Annotated in this window: 10 protein-coding genes; all 10 read left to right on the forward strand. The window is 62.3% G+C overall.

Going from position 1 to position 22,156, the window contains the following annotated elements; genetic code table 11:
* Positions 1-358: 358 nt before the first annotated feature.
* The 10 genes from ACYZTR_RS13820 (at position 359) to ACYZTR_RS13865 (ending at position 22,135) form a co-directional block, all read left to right on the forward strand.
* On the forward strand, positions 359-12,823 hold the full coding sequence (locus ACYZTR_RS13820; RefSeq protein ID WP_461971671.1) for a filamentous haemagglutinin family protein: 12,465 nt from the start codon (positions 359-361) through the stop codon (positions 12,821-12,823).
* A gap of 269 nt (positions 12,824-13,092) precedes the next feature.
* A complete protein-coding gene (locus ACYZTR_RS13825; RefSeq protein WP_461979720.1) occupies positions 13,093-13,695 on the forward strand; it encodes a transposase in 603 nt (200 codons plus the stop codon).
* A gap of 53 nt (positions 13,696-13,748) precedes the next feature.
* Entirely contained in the window at positions 13,749-15,338 is a 1,590-nt protein-coding gene (locus ACYZTR_RS13830; RefSeq protein ID WP_461971673.1) for a ShlB/FhaC/HecB family hemolysin secretion/activation protein, read from the forward strand.
* Positions 15,339-15,357: 19 nt separating this feature from the next.
* Positions 15,358-17,166, forward strand: a complete 1,809-nt coding sequence (locus tag ACYZTR_RS13835) for a DUF2341 domain-containing protein (RefSeq protein ID WP_461971675.1) — start codon at positions 15,358-15,360, stop codon at positions 17,164-17,166.
* Between the two features lie 11 nt (positions 17,167-17,177).
* A complete protein-coding gene (locus tag ACYZTR_RS13840; protein WP_309674130.1) occupies positions 17,178-17,603 on the forward strand; it encodes an ExbD/TolR family protein in 426 nt (141 codons plus the stop codon).
* Between the two features lie 2 nt (positions 17,604-17,605).
* Positions 17,606-18,310, forward strand: coding sequence for an energy transducer TonB family protein (locus ACYZTR_RS13845; protein WP_461971677.1), 705 nt, complete (start codon positions 17,606-17,608; stop codon positions 18,308-18,310).
* 39 nt (positions 18,311-18,349) lie between these two features.
* Positions 18,350-20,050, forward strand: a complete 1,701-nt coding sequence (locus ACYZTR_RS13850; RefSeq protein ID WP_461971679.1) for a putative porin — start codon at positions 18,350-18,352, stop codon at positions 20,048-20,050.
* A gap of 17 nt (positions 20,051-20,067) precedes the next feature.
* A complete protein-coding gene (locus ACYZTR_RS13855; RefSeq protein ID WP_461971681.1) occupies positions 20,068-20,697 on the forward strand; it encodes a DNA repair protein in 630 nt (209 codons plus the stop codon).
* Positions 20,698-20,717: 20 nt separating this feature from the next.
* Entirely contained in the window at positions 20,718-21,188 is a 471-nt protein-coding gene (locus ACYZTR_RS13860; RefSeq protein WP_461971683.1) for a YbjN domain-containing protein, read from the forward strand.
* Positions 21,185-22,135, forward strand: coding sequence for a peptidylprolyl isomerase (locus ACYZTR_RS13865; RefSeq protein WP_461971685.1), 951 nt, complete (start codon positions 21,185-21,187; stop codon positions 22,133-22,135). The genes ACYZTR_RS13860 and ACYZTR_RS13865 overlap by 4 nt, the downstream gene beginning before the upstream one ends.
* Positions 22,136-22,156 lie beyond the last annotated feature (21 nt).

Here is a 22,156-nt window from a genome sequence, read left to right on the forward strand (position 1 = left end):
CTGGCGAAGGTAAAAAACAATCGGCAGCGGCCTGCACGGCGCTGCCGATTTTTTCTTTGCCACGCATCAACTTTTGAAAATCACAGAACCTGTGGGCGAGCCTGCTCGTGAAAGCGTCAGCCCAATCCACATTGATGCCGGATGTGCTGTCTTCATCGCGTGCAGGCTCGCTCCCACAGGTTTTTGCATCTTGGGCGATTGGTATCGAAACCCCTTGTCACGGCGGGCCTTACCCCAGCTATGTGAACTTTGCGTGACAAGCGTTCGGTCTCGGCCCGCGACAACTGCCTTATCCCATATCAGCAACGCCAGCCGTTGCCGCAGCCCCGTTCCTGGAATTGTAAAAGGAAGAGTAGTGATGCCTCGCGGTAAAACCACGCCTGAACTGAATACCCCTGTGCGCTCGATGGAGCATCCATTGTTGCGCTTGAAACCCCTGGCCCAGGCCATCGCGTTGCTGATGATCGCCGGCAGCGCCGACGCGGCCACGGCCTTCAGTTCCAGTTGGTTCGCTGCCAAAGGCGCTGCGCTGAACAGTGGTGCCGCTCAGCCCGCAGGCCTGGTGCCCGGCGCACCGCCACCGCTGGCCCAGCAGCAGCGGGTCAATCAACAGTTGCGGCGCTCGGTCGAAAACCTGAACAACACCGTGGCGGCGATTGCTGCACAGCAGGCGGCGCAAGCGGCGGGGCGACAGTTTGCCCTCGGTCAGCCACAAAGCGTGCCCAACGGCCTCGGCGAAGGTGGCCTGAAGGTTGACGAGAATCCGCTGACCCAAGGCTGGACTCACGCAAACGGACCGCAGCAATCGCAGTCTGGTGGCAAAACCACCGTGCGTATCGAGCAGACCGCCGACAAGGCGATCCTCAATTGGGAAACCTTCAACGTCGGGCGTGACACCACCGTCGAGTTCGGTCAGCAAGCGAGCTGGGCAGTGTTGAACCGGGTCAACGACCCGAACGCTCGCGCCAGTGTGATTGCCGGCCAGATCAACGCGCCAGGCACGGTGTTGCTGGTCAATCGCAATGGCATCCTGTTCAGTGGCAGCAGTCAGGTCAATGTGCGCAACCTGGTGGCTGCCGCCGCGACCATCAGCGATGACCAGTTCAGCAAAAACGGTGTGTACGTCGACTTCAATGGCACTCAGCCGACTTTCACCGATGCGTTCGGCAAGGTGGAAGTACAGCGCGGCGCGCAGCTGCAAACCCTGCCGGCCGGGTCATCGACCCAGTCCGGTGGCTACGCGCTGCTGCTGGGTAGCGATGTGCGCAACGACGGGACCATCGTTACCGCCAAGGGCCAGACCACCCTGGCGGCGGGCGACAGCTTTTACATCCGCCGTGGCGTCGGCACCGAAGGCAACCAGCAATCGACCACACGCGGCAACGAAGTGGCCACCAGTCTCAAGTCCGACAGCCAGGCTGGCACGGTGGTCAACAGCGGGATCATCCAGGCAGCAACCGGCGACATCACCCTGACCGGGCATCAGGTCCAGCAAATCGGCGTGCTGGTCGCCAGCACGTCGGTGGACACACGCGGCACCATTCATTTACTCAACGCCGCCAGCGACGGCACTGGCAGCGTCACCCTTGGCCAGGGCAGCGTCAGCACGATCATGCTGGAGCAAGGCACCACCGCGCTGGACAGCCAGCGTCAGGCTGCGCTCGATAACCTCAATGGTTTACTGCCCAACAACGCGTCAGGGCGTTTCGACAACTTGAGCAAGATCGCCGACCGCACCGACCTGTCTCGGGTCGAGATCGTCAGCGGCGGCACCGTGGACTTCCAGGGTGGCTCGCGGGTGCTGGCCAATGGCGGCCAGGTCGCGGTCAGCGCCGGCCAGCGCAGCCTGGTGCGTGACGGTGCAATCATTGACGTGTCCGGTGCCATTGGTGTCAAGGTGGCGATGGAATCCAACAGCATCAAGGTCAATATCCAGGGCAACGAACAGCGCGATGCCTCGGGGAACCGCGACGGCGGCGTGCTCAACAGCACCGATGTTTGGGTCGATGTGCGCGACCTGGTGCACGTGGCCGCGGGCGTCAACGGTTACGCCACTGATCGCTGGTACACCGCGGGTGGTTTGCTGGAAGTCGGCGGCTATCTCGGCACCCGTGGCCACAGCATTGGTGAGTGGATGGCTCAGGGCGGCACGCTGACCTTTGCCGGCAACGATCTGGTGACACAGAAAGACTCGCTGATCAACCTGTCCGGTGGCACTTACGATGTGCAAAGCGGTAACGTCAAGCAGAGCTGGCTGCGCGGCGCCAATGGCCGTTTGTATGAAGTGTCCAAAGCGCCCGGTGATCTGCTCTACACCGGCGTCTACAAAGGCTATGAAGACCACAGCGAGCGCTGGGGCCAGACCGATTATTTCTACAACCCGCTGATCGCGCCCCGGCAGCGTTTTGAAAGCGGCTACACCGTGGGTCGGGATGCCGGACAACTGGTCGTGGCCACAAAAAATGCGGCGCTCGACGGCGAATTGCTCGGCAAGACGTTCCAGGGTGACCGGCAGAGCCAAGCGCCCGTCGCCGGGCTCGACGGTTACCAGCAACCCCAGAACAGTGCGGCCCGTGGCGCGCAATTGATCGTCGGCAGTTACGTACCGCGTTACCTGAAAACGCCCGGCACCCTCAACTATCAATTGGGCGCGGTGCTGGACACGGTCTCTCTCGGTGATGAGCAAGGTCAGGACAGCCAGCCCATTGGCCTCAACGATGCGGTGGCCGAAGAGCGTAAGGGCAACCTGTCGCTCAATGCCAGTCTGCTCAATGACTTCGAATTGGGAGCGATCAAGGTCGCCGCCAAGGACCGGATCGTGGTCGATGGCGCCCTGCAAGTGACGCCCGGGGGCGAGATCACCCTGTATGGCCCGCGTATTGATGTGAATGCCGACCTGACTGCTCGGAGCGGCAGCATCCGTGTGGGCAACGTGCTCAATCAACTGAACGACAGCCAGATCGCGGACACGCTGATCGCCGCACCCGTCGGCACCCAGGCGAACGTGGTGATCGCCAAAGGCGTCACGCTGGACGCCAGTGGCCTGTGGCGCAATCAATCGCAGAGCAGCGTAGACAGTGACGGTGTGGCCTGGCGCTCCGGGGGCACGGTGTCACTGCGCAGCAGCGATCACCTGACATTGCAGCAGGACAGCCGGATGGACGTATCGTCCGGCGCAACCTTGCTCAGTAACAACACGTTGCTGGGCGGGCGTGGCGGCGACATCACCCTGGCGGCAAACGCTACTGCCGACAGAGCGCCCGACAGCACGGACGCCATAGGTCAATTGGTGCTCGGTGCTGAGCTGTTGGGTTATGGCGTCGACGGTGCCGGACTCCTCGATATCCAGGCCGCCAAAGTGCAGATCGGCAACCCGAGCGGCGCGCTGGAGGACGGGACGGTGGTGCTGGCGGCGGACTTCTTCAACAAGGGTTTCAGTCAGTACAAGGTGACTGGCCACCAGGGCCTGACGATGCTGGCAGACACCCAGGTCGATGTCACGCGCCCGGTCTACCGCTTGCGGCCCGATCAGCAGAGCAGTGGCCCAACGGTCACGCAGAGGCTGGACGTCTGGACGCCCGAGTTGTATCAGCAAGACCCGATCAAGGGCGTGCTCACCCAGCGCGGTGGTTCAGGCCTGAGTTTGAACGCCGGTACATTGCTCTCGGCCCTCGCCGACCGGCCGGACGTCAGCCTGGTGGTTGAACGTGGTGCGGTGTTGAGCGTCGATCCGGGCCAGGCGATCAACCTCGCCAGTATTGGCCAACTCACCGTCAATGGTCAGCTCAACGCCTGGGGCGGCTCAGTGAGCCTGAGCCAGATCAACCCGATCATCATTGATGGCGGTCTGGATGAGGCGGCACATCAGCGTTCAATCCGCATCGGCAGCGGCGGGTTGATCGATGTGTCGGCGCGAGCCGTCACGGCGCTCGACGCCCAGGGACGTCGTTATGGTCGCGTTGGTGCGGGTGGCAGCATTGTTATCGGCAGCGAGATCAACGCCGATCAGGGCACGGCCAAGGCCCCGGATCTGTTCGTGGTGCTGGAACAAGGTTCTCGGCTATTGGCCAATGGCGCCCAGGCTGAACTGGACATCCGCGACCAGGGTGCGCGGTCGATCGCCGGCGCCGGTGGCAAGATTGCCTTGAGCTCCAACAATGGCCTCATCATCGACGGCCAGCTCAGCGCGGCATCGGGTGGTGCGGGTGCGGCGGGCGGTAGTCTGTCGGTGGCACTGGAAAGCGGCTTCTACCTGAATCGCTCCATCGACAACACGGTGCGCGTGCCACGGGAGCTGATTGTGTCGCAAGCGCCTGGCGCGCCGGCTGATCCATTGGCACCGTTGGCCTATGGGCAGGGGCGTCTGGACGTGCAGCGTATCGTCGATGGCGGCTTCGACAACCTGTCGTTGCTGAGCAACGGCATCCTGTCGTTTGACGGCGATGTCAGCCTGAACCTCAAGCAAAGCCTGAGCCTGTATGCCGGCTCGCTGGCCCTGGCGGAGCACGCCGCCGATAACAGCCGCGTGTCGCTGCACGCGCCGTACTTGCGCCTGGCGGGGCCGACCGCCATCGGCACGGAGGCGGCATCACGGCCGACCGTGAAGGGCGGGTTGTCGACGCGTGACAGTCAGGCGCAGCTGCTGTTAAGCGCCGAGTTGCTGGACGTGCGCGATGACGTGACGTTCGGCGCTCACGGCAATCTCAATCAAAACCAGGGGCCGGACCTTATAGTGGATCGGCGCGGCTTCGCGCAGACCACCTTGCGCAGTGAAGGCGATTTGCGTTTCCTCAAGGCCGCCGGCCTGGCCGGCGAGGGCGTCACGCGTCTGCAAAGCAATGCAGACCTCAACGTGCTCGCCGCACAGCTTTACCCGGTTACCGGGGCCAATGCGAAAATACTGACCACCCCGACATCGACCCTGACTATCGGTCGCACCACCGATGCCTTGCCGGCCGTACCTTATTCGGCATTCGGTCAGTTGAGCCTGGATGGCGGCATCATCGAGCAGGGCGGGGTCATTCGAGCGCCGTACGGCCTGCTGTCATTTGGTGAAACCCTGGACGTTTTGCAGACTCTATCATTTTTGCCCGGCAGCCTGACCTCGGTCAGCGGCGAGGGGCTGCGGATGCCCTACGGCGGCACCATCGACGGCCTGTCTTATCAATATAACGGCAAGACCGTCGAGTTGGCGGGCGTGGGAGGGAGTGCAAGCAATAACGTATTGACGATGGGCATTTCACTGAAAAGCCCGCGTATTGAAGTGCAGCCGGACGCGGAACTGGACCTGTCCGGTGGTGGCGAGTTGACCGGTGCCGGATTTATCTCCGGGCGTGGCGGCTCGACGGATGCCCGTTACAACCCGTTGGTGCAAAACGGCGCGGACGGTCGCTTCACGTTGCCGGGGCTGTCGACTAACCCGGTGTACGCGATCATGCCGGGCAATCCGTCAGCCTACGCGCCGCTGGCCGGCGAAGGCGGGGTGCGTGACCCAGTGATCGGCCAGCGTATTACCCTCGATGCCGGGGTACCGGGTTTACCAGCGGGCACCTACACCCTGATGCCGGCCAGCTACGCCTTGTTGCCGGGCGCGTTCCGGGTCGAGCTCAATGGCCTGGCGAGTGCTGGCGCCTTGAACAAGGGTCTGGCCATGCGTAACGGGTCGTGGGCCACCTCGGGCCGGTTGTCGATCGCCAACACCGGCATCGCGGACACATTGTCCAGCCAGTTGATCGTCACTTCGGGGGATGTGCTGCGTCGCTATGCCCAGTACAACGAAACCAGCTACACCGCGTTCGCCAAGGCGGACGCCGCGCTCAAGGGCGTGCCGCGGCCAGCGATTGAGGCTGATGGTAAAACCTTGTTGCTTAGCTTCACGGGGGCCGGCAACCCTGCGCAAGCTTTCAGCTTCAAGGGTCGCGCTGCGTTTACACCGGCAGGCGAAGGGCTGGGTGGCAGCGTAGGAGTGCTCGGCAATGGGGCGACTGATCTCGAAGTGTTGACGACAGGACAGCCAGCCACAGCAGGTTTTGTCGGTGCGTCTGTCTATGCCAGCGAGTTGAATGCGCTCAAGGCGCCGAGATTGTCCATCGGTGCCTTACCGGGCGTGATGTACGGTCAGGGCGGCAATCTGGTGACTTTCAACGCGGTGGGAAGTCTGTACTTGCGCCAGGGTGCAACGCTCCAGGCCGGGGAAGTGTTTCTGCTAGCAAACGGAAAGAACCGCGACGGCATCGTCATCGAGCAAGGCGCGGGCATCAACACGTTGGGGCAGGGCATGGCCCCTTACGATTCGCGCAGCGGTTTCATTTATAACCCGGGCCTGAATGGCCTGTTGGCGGTATCGAACGGATGGCTCGACGTGCTGCCGCCAACCGCATCCCTGAGTCAATGGGATGGCCCCAGCCCGGTACGCATCGGCCTTTGCACATCGTTGGCCTGCACCGGCACCACGGAGTTGTACTCGGAAGGTTCGATTATTGTCGCCACCGACAACACCTTCAGCCTGGATGAATCGGTGCGCTTCGGTACCCGTAACCTGATCCTGGCGGTGGGTGGGGTCAACATCGGTTCGGCTCAGGCGTTGGCCGCTGCGCAACAACGCAATGCCTTGCCTCAGGGCCTGACACTCAATCAGGACGTGCTCGACCGGCTGCTACGCGGCGACGCCGCCAAAGGTGCGCCAGCCCTGGAAAACCTGGTCCTCAACGCCCGGGATTCGGTGAACTTCTACGACAGCGTAGCGCTCAGCACCCTCGACCAGAATGGCCAGTCGCGCTTGCAACGGCTGGTACTTGGTACCCCGGCCATCTACGGCTACGGCGCCGCCAGTGACCGGGCGACGATTCGCACCGGCACCCTGGTGTGGAACGGCACCAGCACCCCGGCGGGGGCGCCGATCGCCAACGGTGCCGGCACCGGCAGTGGGGCATTGGACATTCTGGTCGATACCCTGGAATTCGGTTATGGACCGAACAGCCAGCCGAACGACAATGACAGTCAGCGCCTTGCATTAGGCTTCAATCAGGTCAATCTCACCGCCAGCCGCCGCATTACCGCCAACCACACCGGCGGCCTTCGCGTGTATGAGGCACAGGGCGAATACACCCCGGGCAGCGGCTTTGCCTACAGCGGCGGCAACCTGCAGGTCAATACTCCGTTGTGGACCGGCGAAGCCGGTTCGGTCAATCGCATCAAAGCCGGTGGCGCCATCACCGTGTCTGGCATTGCCGGCCTGAACGCCGGGGTGGTCGATGCGTCAGCGCTGGGGGCGGAGCTGGCGCTTGAAGGCCAGAACCTCTCCATCGACAGCACCTTGCGTTTGCCGAGTGGCAAGTTGACCCTGGCCAGTAGCGGCGACCTGAATCTGGGCGACGCGGCGCAGCTGGATCTGGCCGGTCGCGAACAGACGTTCAACGATGTCGTGAAGTACAGTTGGGGCGGCGAGCTGATCCTCAAGAGCGCCAGCGGGAGCATTCGCCAGGCGGCCGGGTCGATCATTGATTTGAGTGCGCGCAACAATAATGCCGGCACATTGAGCGCCTACGCCTTGCATGACGCGGCAGGTCTGGTGGACTTGCAAGGGCAGATTCTCGGCAGTGCCAGTGGTGACTACAACGCTGGCGGCACCCTGGTGCCTTACGCGGCGGGCGAGGTCGATATTCGAGCGCAGAGCGTCGGCGATTTCGCAGCGCTCAACCAGCGTCTGAGCCGCGACCAGGTGTTCGGTTCGCGCAGTCTCCAGATCAAACGTGGCGATCTGGTGATCGGCAATGAATTGAAGGCCAATGAAATCAACGTCTCGGTCGACAATGGCAGCCTCACGGTGCTGGGCACCGTCGACGCCAGCGGCCGTCAGGTCGGGAGCATTCGCCTGGCGGGCAAAACCGGACTGACCCTCGCCAACACCGCGGTGCTGGATGCCCATGGTACGCAGCTGCGGGTCGACAGCTACGGCAAGATCATCGATTCGCCGAACCGCGCGATCGTCGAGCTTTCCACACAGGACGGTGCGCTGGTATTGGCCAGCGGCGCGCGCATCGATTTGCGCCATGGCACCGATGCCGTTGCCGGTAACGGGCCGGGGCAATATGACGGCAAGCTGCGCGGCACGCTCGAACTCAACGCCCGACGCCTGGGTGACGCGAGCGCGGGTGACATCGACATTGACGCGCGGGGGCCGTTGATGGTTCAGGGTGCGCGCTCGATCGTGCTCAACGCGGTGCAACGTTACACCGATGCCCCGCCTGGCACAGGCGGCGATGGCAAAAACGCCGACGGTCGTCCGTATCAGGTGATCGATAAGGCTTACCTCGATCAAAAGCATGGCGAGAGCACAACCTTTATCAACGCGGCGCTTGCCAGCCCGGCGTTGCTCAATGGCAAGCTTGCCGGGCTGAACAACGCCACCTACGCCGACGCGTTTCACTTGCGTCCCGGGGTGCAGATCGCCAGTGCCACGCCCGATGGCGACATGGTGATTTCCGGTGACGTCGACCTGTCCGGTTATCGCTACGCCAGTCTCAACCCTCACAGCCAGAAAACCGGCGTCTACGGTTCCGGCGAGCCGGGCAGCCTGGTGATTCGTGCGGGTGGCAACCTGGACATCTATGGCAGCGTGTCCGATGGTTTCACCCCGCCGGACCCATCGGACGCCACCGGGCGCACTGACGGTAACGGCTGGTTGCTGATTCCTGGCAAGCAGCCGTTCGGCGGTGATGTGGTGGTACCGCGCGGCGGTGTCGAACTCGCCGACGGTACGCAGTACCCGGCGGGCAGCGTGCTCAACTATGACGTGCCGTTCAAGGCCATGTCCCTGGTCACTGGCACGCTATTGCCGAATGCGCTGGTGCTCGATACCCCGCTGAACCTGGCGGCCGGGACCCTGTTGACGGCGGCGGTGCGCGATACCAATGGCAACGTATTGTTCGCGGCGGGTACCTTGCTGCCGGAGGCGGTTACCTTGCAGTCCGGCACACGCCTGGATGCCGGCAGCCGCTTCAATGTCGCTGTCGGCGTGCAGGCCGGCGTCTGGCCCAAAGGGGTGGCTTTGCCCGAGGCCGGGCTGGTGCAGTCGGGCGCCAATACGTTGCCTGTCGGCGGTGTGATCCCGGCGCAAACCGATGTCAAACTGGCCGAAGGCACGGACTTGATCGAGCTGCGCCCCCGCGAAAACGGTCAGCAGGGCAAGAACTGGGCCGTGGCAACGCTGCTGCCCAACGGTTCCTTGTCGTGGTCGATGCGCCTGGTGGCTGGGGCCGACACCCAGGCGGCGGATAGCCGACTGACGCGTGCGGATGGGCGTGAAGGGCATCTGCGACTTGCGGATGGGCACTACATGGCCAAGCAGGAGTTGATTGGTGATGACCCAGGCACTGGCTTTGTGTGGTCGCCGGACAATAGTTATGGGATGGAGCCGGGAACCCCGGTCGCTCCCGAAAACTTGGGCTTGTGTGAGATCGCCGGCTGGTGTCTACCGACTCCGCCCAAAACCATCTTGGTATGGGCACCGGGCAATCTCATTTGGATGGAGCCGGGAACTCCGGTCGCTCCCGAAGATCTTGGGTTGTGTGAGCTTGCTGGGTGGTGTGATGAGATAGCGGCGCCTGCGGAGCCTCAACGCACCGTTGTTTCGCCCAGTACCCAGCTGTTCAGCGTCTTGCGCACCGGCACCGGTGATCTCGACCTGCTCAGTGCAGGCGACTTCACGATGCAGTCATTGTTTGGCGTCTACACCGCAGGCGCTCAATCGGCGTCCCTCGCGGATGGCAGCGACGATCCGCACCAGCAAGCCCGTGGTCTGGGGGTTGACGGGACTGTACTCGGTGCCGACGCCAGTGCTTACGAACCGTTGACGAAGGGCACGTCCTATCAAGCCTGGTACCCGGAGCAGGGGGGTAATCTGCGGTTGCACGCTGGGGGTCAATTGCAGGGCGATACGCTCGGCCGCAAAACTGATGGAAGCCTCAACGTCATCCGCCCACAGGTGGGATCTGCCGCAGTGGGCAACTGGTTATGGCGGCAGGGCATGGGCAATGGTTCCGAGATCCCCACCGCCTGGTGGATCAACTTCGGTAGCTTCGTTGCGCAACCCACTGGCGACCCGGCACTGGTTGGCTTCACCGGTATTGGTACGCTGGGCGGGGGTAATCTTGACGTAAGTGCCGCCGAAGACGCAGGGCTTTTGGCCTATAGCGGCGTGACAGAGCAAGTGTCGGTGGAGCGCAGCCAAGGCATTACCCTGGCCGTGGGCAGCACCGGTCGAGTGAACAGCGATGGCAGTCTGGTGATGACCGGTGGCGGTGACATGCAAGTGCGCATCGGCGGCCGGCTTAACCCGTCGGCGACGGCTCGTACCGCCGCCAATGGCGCAACGGCCGACCTCAGAGGGACGTTGGTCAACTTGCGTGGTGCGGTGCAACTGCAAGCGGGCGCCGTCGGCGCGCTCGACCTGACATATGGCATGGCACGCTCGATGCAAGACCCGAAAGAATCCCGGGCGTATGACGCCTATGTCTCCACCTTCGCCAATGCACAAGGCGGCATCACGGTGGTTGCGGGGGATGCCGGAGTGCAGGTCAACAGCCGCGGCGATCTGGTGCTCGACGGCGTGGGTGACCCTGGTCGCCTGGCGATGAAAAACTCGACGGGCTACGTCGATGCGTCCGGTATATCTCACGATGGGGGCGGTTACGCCGGTTTCTCATTGTGGACACCCAACACCTCGATCGACCTGTTCAGTGCGGGGGGCAACCTGACGCCGTTCCGCAATACGGATATCAACCCGAGTCTCAACGCCCCCGTCACGGGCGGACGCCTGTTCTACCCGTCGATCCTGCGAGCCGTGGCGGCCAATGGCAGCCTTTACTACGGAGCTTCGGCATCACTCAGCATACTGTCATCGGCCTTCTCAGTGATGACGGCGCCGTCGGCCAATGCCCAATTGCAGCTCATGGCTGGTGACTCGATCTATGCCGGCGGTTATGGGGTGACTCAGTCCGGAGCCGATCCGGCGCGGATCCCAACGCCGTTCAACCCGGTATACGCGGGGGTGGATTCGTTCGGGCGAGTCGGTTACAGCAACTTCAGTGCAGATATCCCCAAAACTGAATCCAATTCCTTTCCGCTGTTCACGTTTGGTGCCAACACCTTCACCAATATGGCCTGGCCGGAGCGTCAACCGGTGCGCTTCTACGCCATCAACGGCGACATCGTAGGCTTGCGGACAGGGGAGATCCTTCGGTCTTCAGGTGGCGGGGAGGGTGGAGCGCGCTATGAGGGCAGCGGCCCGCTGCGGGTAATGGCCGGCCGGGATATCGTCAATTCCGGCGTGCCTTTGGGCACAACCACCCTCGTACCCTCAACAGTCGCGGGGGACTTTCAGCGCGTATCGACCGGCAATCTGGTCGTCCACAGCCGCGCCGAGGATATTTCCGTTGTTTCCGCGGGGCGCGATATTCGCCTGAGCACGTTCAACATCGCCGGGCCGGGTTTGCTGGAAGTGACCGCCGGCCGCAACCTCTACGGGGCCGGCTCGGGCGTGGGCCAGGTGTATCAGGAGGGCGGCTTCAACAGCATCGGCAACGTCGATGCCCGTTCCACGATCAACGAGGGCGGTGCATCGATTGCGCTGGTCGTCGGTGCCGGGGCTGAAGGCCCGAACTACCAAGGTTTGCTGACCCGTTATCTGGGGCAAGGCGCGATCAAAAACTACAGCGCCGACCTGACTCAATGGCTGCGCGAGCGGTTCGGTTTCAGCGGTGATGAGCGTCAGGCAGCGGACTATTTCGCGGCGCTGCCGGCCGAACAGCAACGGGTGTTTGCGCGCAAGATCTACTTCGCCGAATTGAAGGCCGGTGGCCGTGAATACAACGCCGTCAACGCCCCGCGCAGTGGCAGCTACGTGCGAGGACGCGAGGCGATCGCGGCGCTGTTCCCGGCCAAGGATGTGGCGGGTAACACGATCAACTACGACGGTGATGTCACCCTCTACGGTGGCGCGGGGATTCACACCGATTTCGGCGGCGACATCCAGGTGCTGACGCCGGGCGGACAGCAAATCTACGGCATCGAAGGGGCCGCTCCACCGTCGACGGCGGGGGTCATCACCCAAGGTTCCGGGGACATTCAACTGTACGCCAGGGATAACATCCTGCTGGGCCAGAGCCGGATCATGACCACCTTTGGCGGCTCGATCCTGGGTTGGTCTGCGCAGGGTGATATCAACGCCGGTCGTGGTTCGAAAACCACCGTGGTGTACACGCCACCGAAGCGGGTTTATGACCCTTGGGGTAACGTCACCTTGTCACCGTCAGTGCCAAGTACCGGCGCGGGGATTGCAACGCTCAACCCGATCCCGGAGGTGGCACCGGGGGACATCGACCTGATCGCGCCACTGGGCACGATCGATGCCGGCGAGGCGGGGATTCGGGTGTCGGGCAACGTCAACATTGCGGCGTTGACGGTGGTGAACGCGGCGAACATCCAGACCCAGGGCAAATCGTCCGGGGTGCCGGTCACGGCATCGGTCAACACCGGGGCGATCACCTCGGCCAGTTCGGCAGCGTCGTCAGCCACGCAAGCGGCGGAGGACGTGGCACGCCAGCAGCAGGCGGCATCACGCAAGAACCAGGCCTCGGTGTTTACCGTGCAGGTGTTGAGTTTTGGCTCCGAGCAACTGGCACCGACGCGGGATGGCGCGAGTCGTGTGCCCTCGCCAGCGTACAACGCCGACAGCCCGGTGCAGGTGTTGGGCGCGGGGACGCTGGATGAGTCGGCTCGGCAGCGCTTGACCGAGGAGGAACGGGGAAATCTGACGTTGTAAGACTCTCGTTGTAAGACTCTCGTTGTAAATTTTCGGGCGGCCTTTTGGTCGCCCATTTTTTTTTGGCGTACTTAGCCGTTGCAAACGGTTCATTCAGACACCCCGCATCATCGCTAACGACCTTCGCAACCCACCCCGAAAATGAAGCTTTTATGACAAAAGTTCGGTAGCACATCGCCATTCCGGTCATGCCTATGTAACGCGCTTGAGGGGCCGCAAGGTCGCTTTTCCAGCCGAGGCGGGAAGCCGGGAGTGAGGCAATGGGGACTATGGAACGCTACTCGAAAGTGGGCATGCAGGAACTCGATCAACGCCTGTCGAAGATCGTCGAGGCCGCGCGTAAAAAACCGGTTTCGGTCTATCGCTACGGCGCGCCATGGGTCTGGATCGTGTCCCAGGATGACTGGCAGGGCGCTTTGAAAGAAGTGTCGAGCTACATCCCTGCGGGCCATTCGCTGGTGCTGCTGCGCCCGCAAATCGACGACCTGCTCGACGACCATCGCGACGTGCTGCACGGCCTCAATGCCGAGGCCGGCATGATCATCGCCCCGCAAACCGTCATGCACATCCTGCTCCTGCAATTGCTTTATTCGGTCCCCAGCGAGCAGCAACTCTACGAACAACTCAATTACAACCTGCTGTTCCGCTGGTTCGTCGGCCTGGACCTCAACCAGAAAGTCTGGAGCTTCAACGTATTAAGCCGCGACATAGCCACGTTGCTGAACAACCCGCGGGCGGTGCAGTTGATCCAGAAAATCATTGGCGAAGTGTTCTGCGGTGCGTTGCTGCAAATGCCGGAGTTCTCCTTGAACTTCGCGCTGCTGCACACCTGGCTGGGCAAGCACGTCGCGACGTCGACCAAAAGCAATTGAGCCAGCCTGCCGTAGCGCAGACGGTGACCGGCATTTTGAATTCAGGGGGTGGTGTGGAGCATTTTTTCAAGTCACGGCTAGCGCTGTGGAGCTGGCTGCTGGTGGCTGCGGGCGCGCAGCCGGCGTTCGCCGAGGAAGCGGCGGCACCGACAAAATTGGTCGATGTGAACGAGTATTTTGTACGCGGCAACACCGTGCTCGATGCCCGCGCAATCGAAGAAGCGGTGTACCCGTTTCTCGGTCCGCAAAAGGCCCTGAGCGATATCGAAGGCGCCCGCGATGCCTTGCAAAAGGTCTATCAGGCTCGCGGTTACCAGTCGGTATTCGTCGAGTTGCCGGAGCAGAAAGTCGACGAAGGCATCGTCTATCTGCAAGTCAGTGAAACCAAGGTCGGCCGCGTGCGCGTGGTGGGGGCCAAGCATTATTCACCGGTGGAAATCCGTGAGGACGTGCCGGCGTTGAAAGAAGGCGAAGTGCCGGACTTCGCCAGGGTCCAGACCGAGCTGGCGCAACTCAACAAGACACCGGGCCGGCAGGTCATGCCACTGGTGCGCGAAGGGCAGCGGCCGGGCACCATGGACGTGGACTTGCAGGTCGAAGACCAGAAACCATGGCAAGCCAGCCTGGGCCTGAACAACGACTACAGCGCCGACACCGAAAAACTGCGCAGCGTGGCCAGCCTCGGCTACGACAACCTTTGGCAGTTGGGACACAGCGTCTCGCTGACGTTCTTTACCGCGCCCGAGGATACGTCCAACGCCAAGGTTTGGTCGGGCTCTTACACCGCGCCTTTGAGTGAGCGCTGGAGTGTGCAGTTCTCCGGTTACCAATCCGACAGCAACGTCGCCACTCTCGGCGGCAGCAACGTGCTGGGCAAGGGACACTCGTATGGCGTATCGGCGATCTACACGCTGCCGTCCAGCGGCAACTGGTCCAACTCGCTGTCGGCCGGCATCGACTTCAAGGACTTCGACGAGCAACTGGACCTGGACGGCGAGAGCGACAAAGTCCCGCTCAAGTACGCGCCATTCACCTTCGCCTACAACGGCTTTCGCTACACCGAAAGCGCCCAGTTGGGTCTCGGTCTGAGCCTGGTGGCGGGGACGCGCAGCTTCCTGGGCTATGGCAGCTCCGACGAAGACTTCGACTACAAGCGCTACCGCGCCAGCCCGAGCTTCGCCGTGCTCAAGGGCGATACCAATTACACCTTCACCTTCGGCAACGACTGGCAGACCGCGTCCAAAGCCGCGTTCCAGCTGGCGTCCGGGCCGCTGGTTTCCAACGAGCAATTCTCGGCCGGCGGTGCAACCTCGGTGCGCGGCTACCTGGCCGCCGAGCGTACCGGCGATGACGGTTACCTGCTGAGTCAGGAACTGCGCACGCCGTCCCTGGCCAAGTACCTGGACAGTTACGTCCAGGAATGGCGCTTCTATGCCTTCGCCGAAGGCGCCCAGTTGTACCTGCGTGACGAGCTTCCCGATCAGGACGCGGATTACGCCCTGGCCAGTGTTGGCCTGGGCACCCGCGCGAGCTTGAGCAAATGGCTTTCCGGCAGCCTGGATTGGGGCTACCCGTTGCTAGAAGGGCCGAACACCTCGAAACAGGAGTCGCGCCTGCATTTCAACCTGCAAGCGACATTCTGAACCTACGGAGTAATTTTTCATGCAGCGCTTATTCATCGCTTTCCTGATCTGCCTGGGCTTTGTGCTCCCGGCCACCGCCCAGGCCTGGTGGCAGGATGACTGGCATTACCGTAAACAGATTTCGGTCGACACCACGCCCCAGGGCGCGGCGATCAACGAAACATTGGGCCGCACGGCGTTGCTGGTGCGTCTGCACACCGGCAACTTCACCTTCGACGGCGTCAAGGAAGACGGTTCGGACCTGCGTTTTGTAGCCGCCGATGACAAGACCGTGCTCAACCACCAGATCGAAAGCTTCGACCCGCTGATGGGCATGGCGCTGATCTGGGTCGATGTACCGAAAGTCGAGGGCGGTCAGCGTCAGGACATCTGGATGTATTACGGCAACCAGAAAGCCCCGGCCACCGGTAACGGTCAGCTGACCTTCGACCCGAACTACACCGCGCTTTACCATTTCGACGGTGCCAACGGGACACCCGCCAAGGACACCACGGCCTATGGCAATACCGCGCAGAACGCTACCGGTGCCAGCATCGACGGTGTGATCGGTCGGTCGCTGCAGTGGAACGGTCAACCGTTGCTGTTGCCGGCCAGCCCTTCGCTGCAACACAACGTGGGCAGTGCGTTCACCTTCAGTACCTGGTTGCGTCTGGATCAGGCCAGTGGCGAGCAGTTGGTGCTGACCCGCCGCGAAGGTACAAGCAGCCTGCTGCTGGGCTTGAACCAGGGCATGCCGTTTGTCGAGATCGACGGTCAGCGCGCAGTGTCGACTCAGCCGCTGAACCCCGGCCAATGGCAACACCTGGCCCTGACCGCCGAAGGCAGCAAGGTCTCGCTGTACGTCAACGGCCGTGAAACCGCGAGCCTCGCGGTCGCCATGCCGGTCTTCAACTCGATCATGGCCATCGGCGCCGATCTGCCGAGCGAAACCGCGGGTGTGTATCAGCCATTCAGCGGCGCGATGGATGAACTGCGCCTGTCCAAAGTCGCGAGACCTGTCGCCCAACTGCTGGCCGATGCGAACGCCCAGGGCGCCGAGTCGAAACTGGTGGCCTACGGTGTCGACGAAGAGCAGTCGGGCTACGGTTTCGGCAGTCTCGGTTTCCTGCTCAATGCGGTGCCACTGGACGCCTGGGTGATCATCGTGGTGCTGGTGCTGATGATGTTCCAGTCGTGGGTCATCATGATCCGCAAGAACCGCATGGTCAGCCGCGTCAGCGCTGCCAACGAAGCTTTCCGCGAGCAGTTCGCCAAAGTCGGTACGCGTCTGGAAATGTTCGCCGACGACCAGGAACTCGCCCAGCGTTTGCAGTACTCGTCACTGTGGCGCCTGTATCAGGTGGCGGTGAAGGAAATTCGCACCCGCCGCGAGCAAGGCGCCGACACCTCGTCGGTCTCGGCCGCCACCATCGAAGCCATTCGTTGCTCCATGGATGGCGTGCGCACCCGCGAAAATCAGGCGCTCAGTTCAAAACTCTCGACCCTCTCCAATGCCATCGCCGGCGGCCCGTACATCGGCCTGCTCGGGACGGTGCTGGGGATCATGGTGGTGTTCCTCGGCACGGCCATGGCCGGTGACGTCAACATCAACGCCATCGCCCCGGGTATGGCCGCTGCCTTGCTGGCCACGGCCATGGGGCTGTTCGTCGCGATCCCGGCGCTGTTTGGCTACAACCGCCTGATCACGCGCAACAAGGAAGTCAGCGCCGACATGCGGGTGTTCGTCGATGAGTTCATCACCCGTCTGGCGGAGATGCACGGCGAAAGCCAGTTCAGTGAAGCGGCCCATCGCCGTGGCAATCACACCCATCCGTCCGTACCGGCCTGAGGAACACCGACATGGCTTCCGTAAATGCCTCCCACGACGATGACGATGATGCCGCGGTGGACAGCATCAACATCACGCCCCTGGTGGACGTGCTGATGGTAGTGCTGGTGATGTTCATCCTCACCGCCACCGCTCAGGTCTCGGGTATCCAGATCAACCTGCCCAAGGCGAGTGCCTCGGTGTCGCTGTCCGAAGCCAAAACCAAGGCGATTTCGGTCAACGACGGCGGTCAAGTGTTCCTTGATGCGTATCCGGTGACGCTGGCAGAGCTTGAAGATCGCTTGCGCATCGAGAAGGCGCAAAACCCTGACTTTCCGGTGATCGTGCGCGGTGATGCCACGGTGCAGTACCAGAAAGTCATCGAGGTGCTGGACCTGTTGCGTCGGCTTGAACTGTCCCAGGTCGGTCTCGTCACCGGCAAACCGAGCCAGGGCTGACCATGACCGCACAACAACCCTTCAAGCCGTTGCCGGTGAAGCCGTCGCCCCTGCGCTTTGTGAAGTGGGGCGCCGGTTTGCTGATCGCCGGCGTGGCCGCGTGGTTTCTCTGGCAGTGGGCCAACGACATGAGCGGCGTGCGTCGGGAAGCACCGAAGGTGCCGACGATCATTCCGTTGCCGCCACCGCCACCTCCGCCACCGGAAAAACCACCGGAGCCGGAAACGCCCGTGGAAGAAAAGATGGTCGAGCCCGAACCGACGCCGGAGCCGGAGGAGGTCAAGCCCGAAGAAGAGGCGCCGCCGAGTCCGGCGGAAGATCTGGCTAACCCGATGCAGATGGACGGCGACGCGCAGTCCGGCAACGACGCCTTCAACATAGGCGCGGGCAAGGGTGGCGGCATGGCCGGTGCCGGAGGCGGGCGTGTGGGCAATGGCACCTACAGCCAGTTCCTGGCGTTCACCTTCCAGCGCTTGCTACGGGAGAACCCGGACTTGCGCAACCTGGCGTTTTCGCTGCAGGCCGATGTCTGGCTGAGCAGTGTGGGCGAGATCACTCGGGTGGAACTGGTCAAATCCAGCGGTAACCCTGATGTAGACACCCAGGTGCTCACCGCGTTGCGCAATGCCCAGCACCTGAGCGAGCGGCCACCGGCCTCCCTGACTTTGCCTGTGCGCCTGTCCCTGCAAGGGCGGCGTCCGGGTTAACCGAACATTTCAAGTTTTGCCAAAAGGAGTTGTGTGCAGATGATTTCCAACGTGAATCGATTGTCCCTGGCGGTCGGCATGGTCATTGCGACCCTGGTCGGGCACGCAGCGGCAGCCCCTGCGCCCTCGGAAAACGCCACGATCAATCTGATCCGCTTGCTGGTAGAGCAAGGCGTGTTGAAACAGGACAAGGCCGAAGCGCTGATTGCCCAGGCCCAGAACGAAGCCGTGCAGGCACAGAAGACGGCCAGCGCCAGTTCCGCGGTGGCGACCGGGCCTGCTGCCGGCCCCGGCGATGTGCGGGTGCAATACGTACCGGCGGCGGTACGCGATCAGATCCGCGACCAGGTCAAGGCTGAAGTCATGGCCACTGCCAAGCAGGAAAACTGGGCCCAGCCCAACACGTTCCCGGACTGGGTTTCACGCATCAGCTTCGACGGTGACATTCGCCTGCGTGACGAGTCGCGCTACTACGCGGGGACCAACAGTAACGAGATCGTCGACTTCGCCAAGCTCAACAACAACGGCCCGTACGACGTGAACCCCAACAGCAGCACCAACCTGCCACCGTTGCTCAACACCCGTGAAGACCGCGAAAACCTGTTCCGCTTGCGAGCACGTCTGGGCATGAAAGCGGTGATCTCACCCGAATGGACCGCGGGCATCCGCATCGCGACCGGTTCGGACAACAACCCGGTCAGTACCACCCAATCCCTGGGGGGTGGCTTCGGCAAGAAAGACATCTGGCTCGATCAGGGTTACCTGACCTGGAAACCGTCCAAGGAGCTAACGCTGACTGGCGGGCGGATTGCCAACCCGTTCATGTCCACTGACATGCTCTATTCCAACGACCTGAACTTCGACGGCGTGGCGGCGATTTTCGACCGCAAGCTCAGCCGCGACTGGGGCCTGTTCGGTACCGTCGGCGCGTTCCCGGTGGAGTACACCAACGACACCAGCTCCAGCAACGGTTTCGACAAGGAAGAGAGCGACAACAAATGGCTGTACGGCGCGCAGGTTGGCGCCAACTGGGCGATCAACTCCAGCAACCGTCTGAAGGGCGCGTTGGCCTATTACCGTTTTGATGACATCGAAGGCCAGCGCTCCAGTCCTTGCGAGCCCTGGGCCGGCGCGCCGGGCTGCGACACCGATGGCAGTCGTTCGGCATTCATGCAGAAGGGCAACAGTGTGTTCCTGCTGCGCGACATCACGCCGAACCCGCTCAACCCGGCCGCCACGGCGCAACCGCAATTCGTCGGCCTGGCGTCGGAGTTCAACCTGCTGGACCTGAACGTCGTCTGGGACGCCGACTTGCCAGAGGACTTCAAGCTGCGCAGCCAGGGCAACTACGTCCACAACCTGGGGTACGACGAGGGCGAGATGCGCAAGCGCTCGGCCGGACAGATCGTCAACAACCTCGACAGCAACGGCGATATCGAAAGTGGCGCCAATGCCTGGATGGTTCAGTTCACCCTCGGCAGCGAACTGGAGCTGAAGAAGCAGGGCGACTGGAACCTGTTCGCTGGCTACAAATACATCCAGCCGGACGCCTTGCCTGATGGCTTCAACGACTCGTCGTTTCACTTGGGCGGCACCAACGCCAAGGGCTACTTCCTCGGCGGTAATTACGGGCTGGCCAAGAACGTCGTCGCCACCGGGCGCTGGTTGAGTTCCGAAGCGGTGTATGGCGCGCCGTTCGACATCGATGTCTTGCAGCTTGAAATCAACACGCGCTTCTAAGGCGCCGGGAGAGCTTCATGAACAGAAAAATCCTGCTGTTGGCCTTGGGCTTGCTGGTGACGCAAGGCGCGACTGCCGAAGGCATGGAGGAACGGCTGCGCACGCAACTGCGCTCCACCACTCAGCAGTTGCAAGCGCTGCAAAGCCAACAGGCCCAGGCCAGCGCGGCGCAGGTAGCGGCAGAAAGTCAGGTCAAGGCGGCTCAGGCGCAGATCAAGCAGTTGACCGCCGAATTGGCCAAGACCAAAGGCGTTGCCGAACAGTTGGCCGGTCAGCACGGCAGCCTGCAAAGCCAGGCTCAGGCGCAAGCGGCGGCCAGCAGTGAGCAGATCGGCAAGTTCAAGAAGGCCTACGAAGAGCTGCTGGTGATGGCGCGCGGCAAAGAAGCCGATCGCTCGAAACTGGAAGCGCAATTGGCCGAACGTGACACACAAATGCAGCAATGTTCGGTCAAGAATCAACAGATGTATGGCGTGGCCAAACAGATCCTCACGGCCTACGAAAAAATCGACGTCGCTGAGGTGATGAAGATTCGCCAACCGTTCGCCGGAACTGCCCGGGTCAAGTTCGAAGAACTGGCTCAGGGGTTCGGTGACGAACTCTACAAAACCCAATTTGACGCGCCACAGGCTGCGATCGCTCATTGAACACCAGGGAAGAACTGCGCATGACTCAATTACTTAGCCACGTATCGCCACAATCGCTGACCGACGTGCTGCAAGCCGCCGGCTACCGGGTCAACCAGACGGAACAGAACGGCATCGTGCAGTTGCTCAGCGCCAGCCAGGGTATCGGCTACGCCGTTCGTTTCGGCAACCCGGCCGTGGAGCAGGGCAGCTACGTCGACTTCACCTTCAGTTGCGCGTTGCGCGTGCAGGGTGCCTTGCCGGCGGGGCTGGCGGAATTGTGGAACGCCTCGCGACGTTTTGCCCGGTTGTCGGTGCAGGGCGAGTTTCTGGTCATGGAAATGGACGTCGTGGTTGCCGCCGGTGTGAGCGACGATCACCTGCGAGGCAACCTGGAGCTCTGGGATCGCTTGCTTCAGGAGTTCATCGTTTACCTGCGCGAATACAGCCAGAACACCGAGCAATTGCAGGCTCAGGCTGAAACCACCAAAGAAGAGGTTCCAGCCCTGTGAAAAAACGGATGGTAGTAGCCAGCGCGGGTGCGTTGGCTGTGCTGGTGGTTGCCGTGGCGCTGGGAGTGCGTCCGGGTAATGACCCTGTCGCGGCTCAACAGCCGGCGTCATCGACGGCACTGTCGGCGAGTGAACCTGCGGTGGCGCGACTGGGCAATCAGCAGGTCGCACTCGAAGAACTCAAAGCCCTGCTGGCAACGTTGCCGCCTGAGTCACGGGAGCAATTACAGGCCGATCGTGGGGCTCTGGAAAGCTGGATTCGCTCACGTCTGGCCGAGAAAGCGGTGCTCGAACAGGCCGATGCTCAGGGTTGGCGCCAGCGGCCGGAGGTCGAGCGGCAAACCCGTGCCGCCACCGAGCAAATCATCTTTCGCGACTACCTGCAGTCGGTCAGTCAAGTACCGGCCGGCTACCCCAGTGCGGCCGAATTGCAGCAAGCCTATGAGGCGGGCAAATCCGGGTGGATCACGTCGCCGATGTACCGGCTCAGCCAGATTTTTCTCGGGGTAGCCGATCCACAGAATCTTGAAGCCATACGCAAACAAGCGCTGGAGCTGAGCAAGAAAGCCCAGGCGGTGCCGACGGAATTTGCCGCGCTGGCGATTCAGTATTCGCAGGACCGCGCCAGCGCCGAAAAGGGCGGCGACACCGGTATGCAGCCCCTCCAGCAATTACTACCTGAAGTGCGCGGCGCTGTGTCGCGCCTCAAGGTCGGTGGCGTGTCGGACCCGGTGCAAAGCAGCGCTGGTTTTCATGTCGTCAAACTCACCGAACTGCAACCGGCACGGGTCGCGACCCTGGACGAATTGCGCGAGCGCCTGACCCAGGCCTTGCGTACCCAGCGCCAGGAGCAGATCGCCAAGGCCTACCTGGAAGGCATGCTCAACACCGCTACGCTGAGTATCGACGGCGCAGTGTTGAATACGGTGCTGGAGAACAAGCAATAGGGCCTGCAAGGCCATTCGGCG

It is taken from the genome of Pseudomonas sp. Hz4 (genome assembly GCF_054898165.1).

Excerpts from the sequence above, each read along its gene's own strand:
- ACYZTR_RS13850 (WP_461971679.1), top strand. The coding sequence starts at position 18,350 with ATGATTTCCAACGTGAATCGATTGTCCCTGGCGGTCGGCATGGTCATT.
- ACYZTR_RS13825 (WP_461979720.1), top strand. The coding sequence starts at position 13,093 with ATGGAACGCTACTCGAAAGTGGGCATGCAGGAACTCGATCAACGCCTG.
- ACYZTR_RS13840 (WP_309674130.1), top strand. The coding sequence starts at position 17,178 with ATGGCTTCCGTAAATGCCTCCCACGACGATGACGATGATGCCGCGGTG.
- ACYZTR_RS13845 (WP_461971677.1), top strand. The coding sequence starts at position 17,606 with ATGACCGCACAACAACCCTTCAAGCCGTTGCCGGTGAAGCCGTCGCCC.
- ACYZTR_RS13835 (WP_461971675.1), top strand. The coding sequence starts at position 15,358 with ATGCAGCGCTTATTCATCGCTTTCCTGATCTGCCTGGGCTTTGTGCTC.
- ACYZTR_RS13855 (WP_461971681.1), top strand. The coding sequence starts at position 20,068 with ATGAACAGAAAAATCCTGCTGTTGGCCTTGGGCTTGCTGGTGACGCAA.
- ACYZTR_RS13820 (WP_461971671.1), top strand. The coding sequence starts at position 359 with ATGCCTCGCGGTAAAACCACGCCTGAACTGAATACCCCTGTGCGCTCG.
- ACYZTR_RS13860 (WP_461971683.1), top strand. The coding sequence starts at position 20,718 with ATGACTCAATTACTTAGCCACGTATCGCCACAATCGCTGACCGACGTG.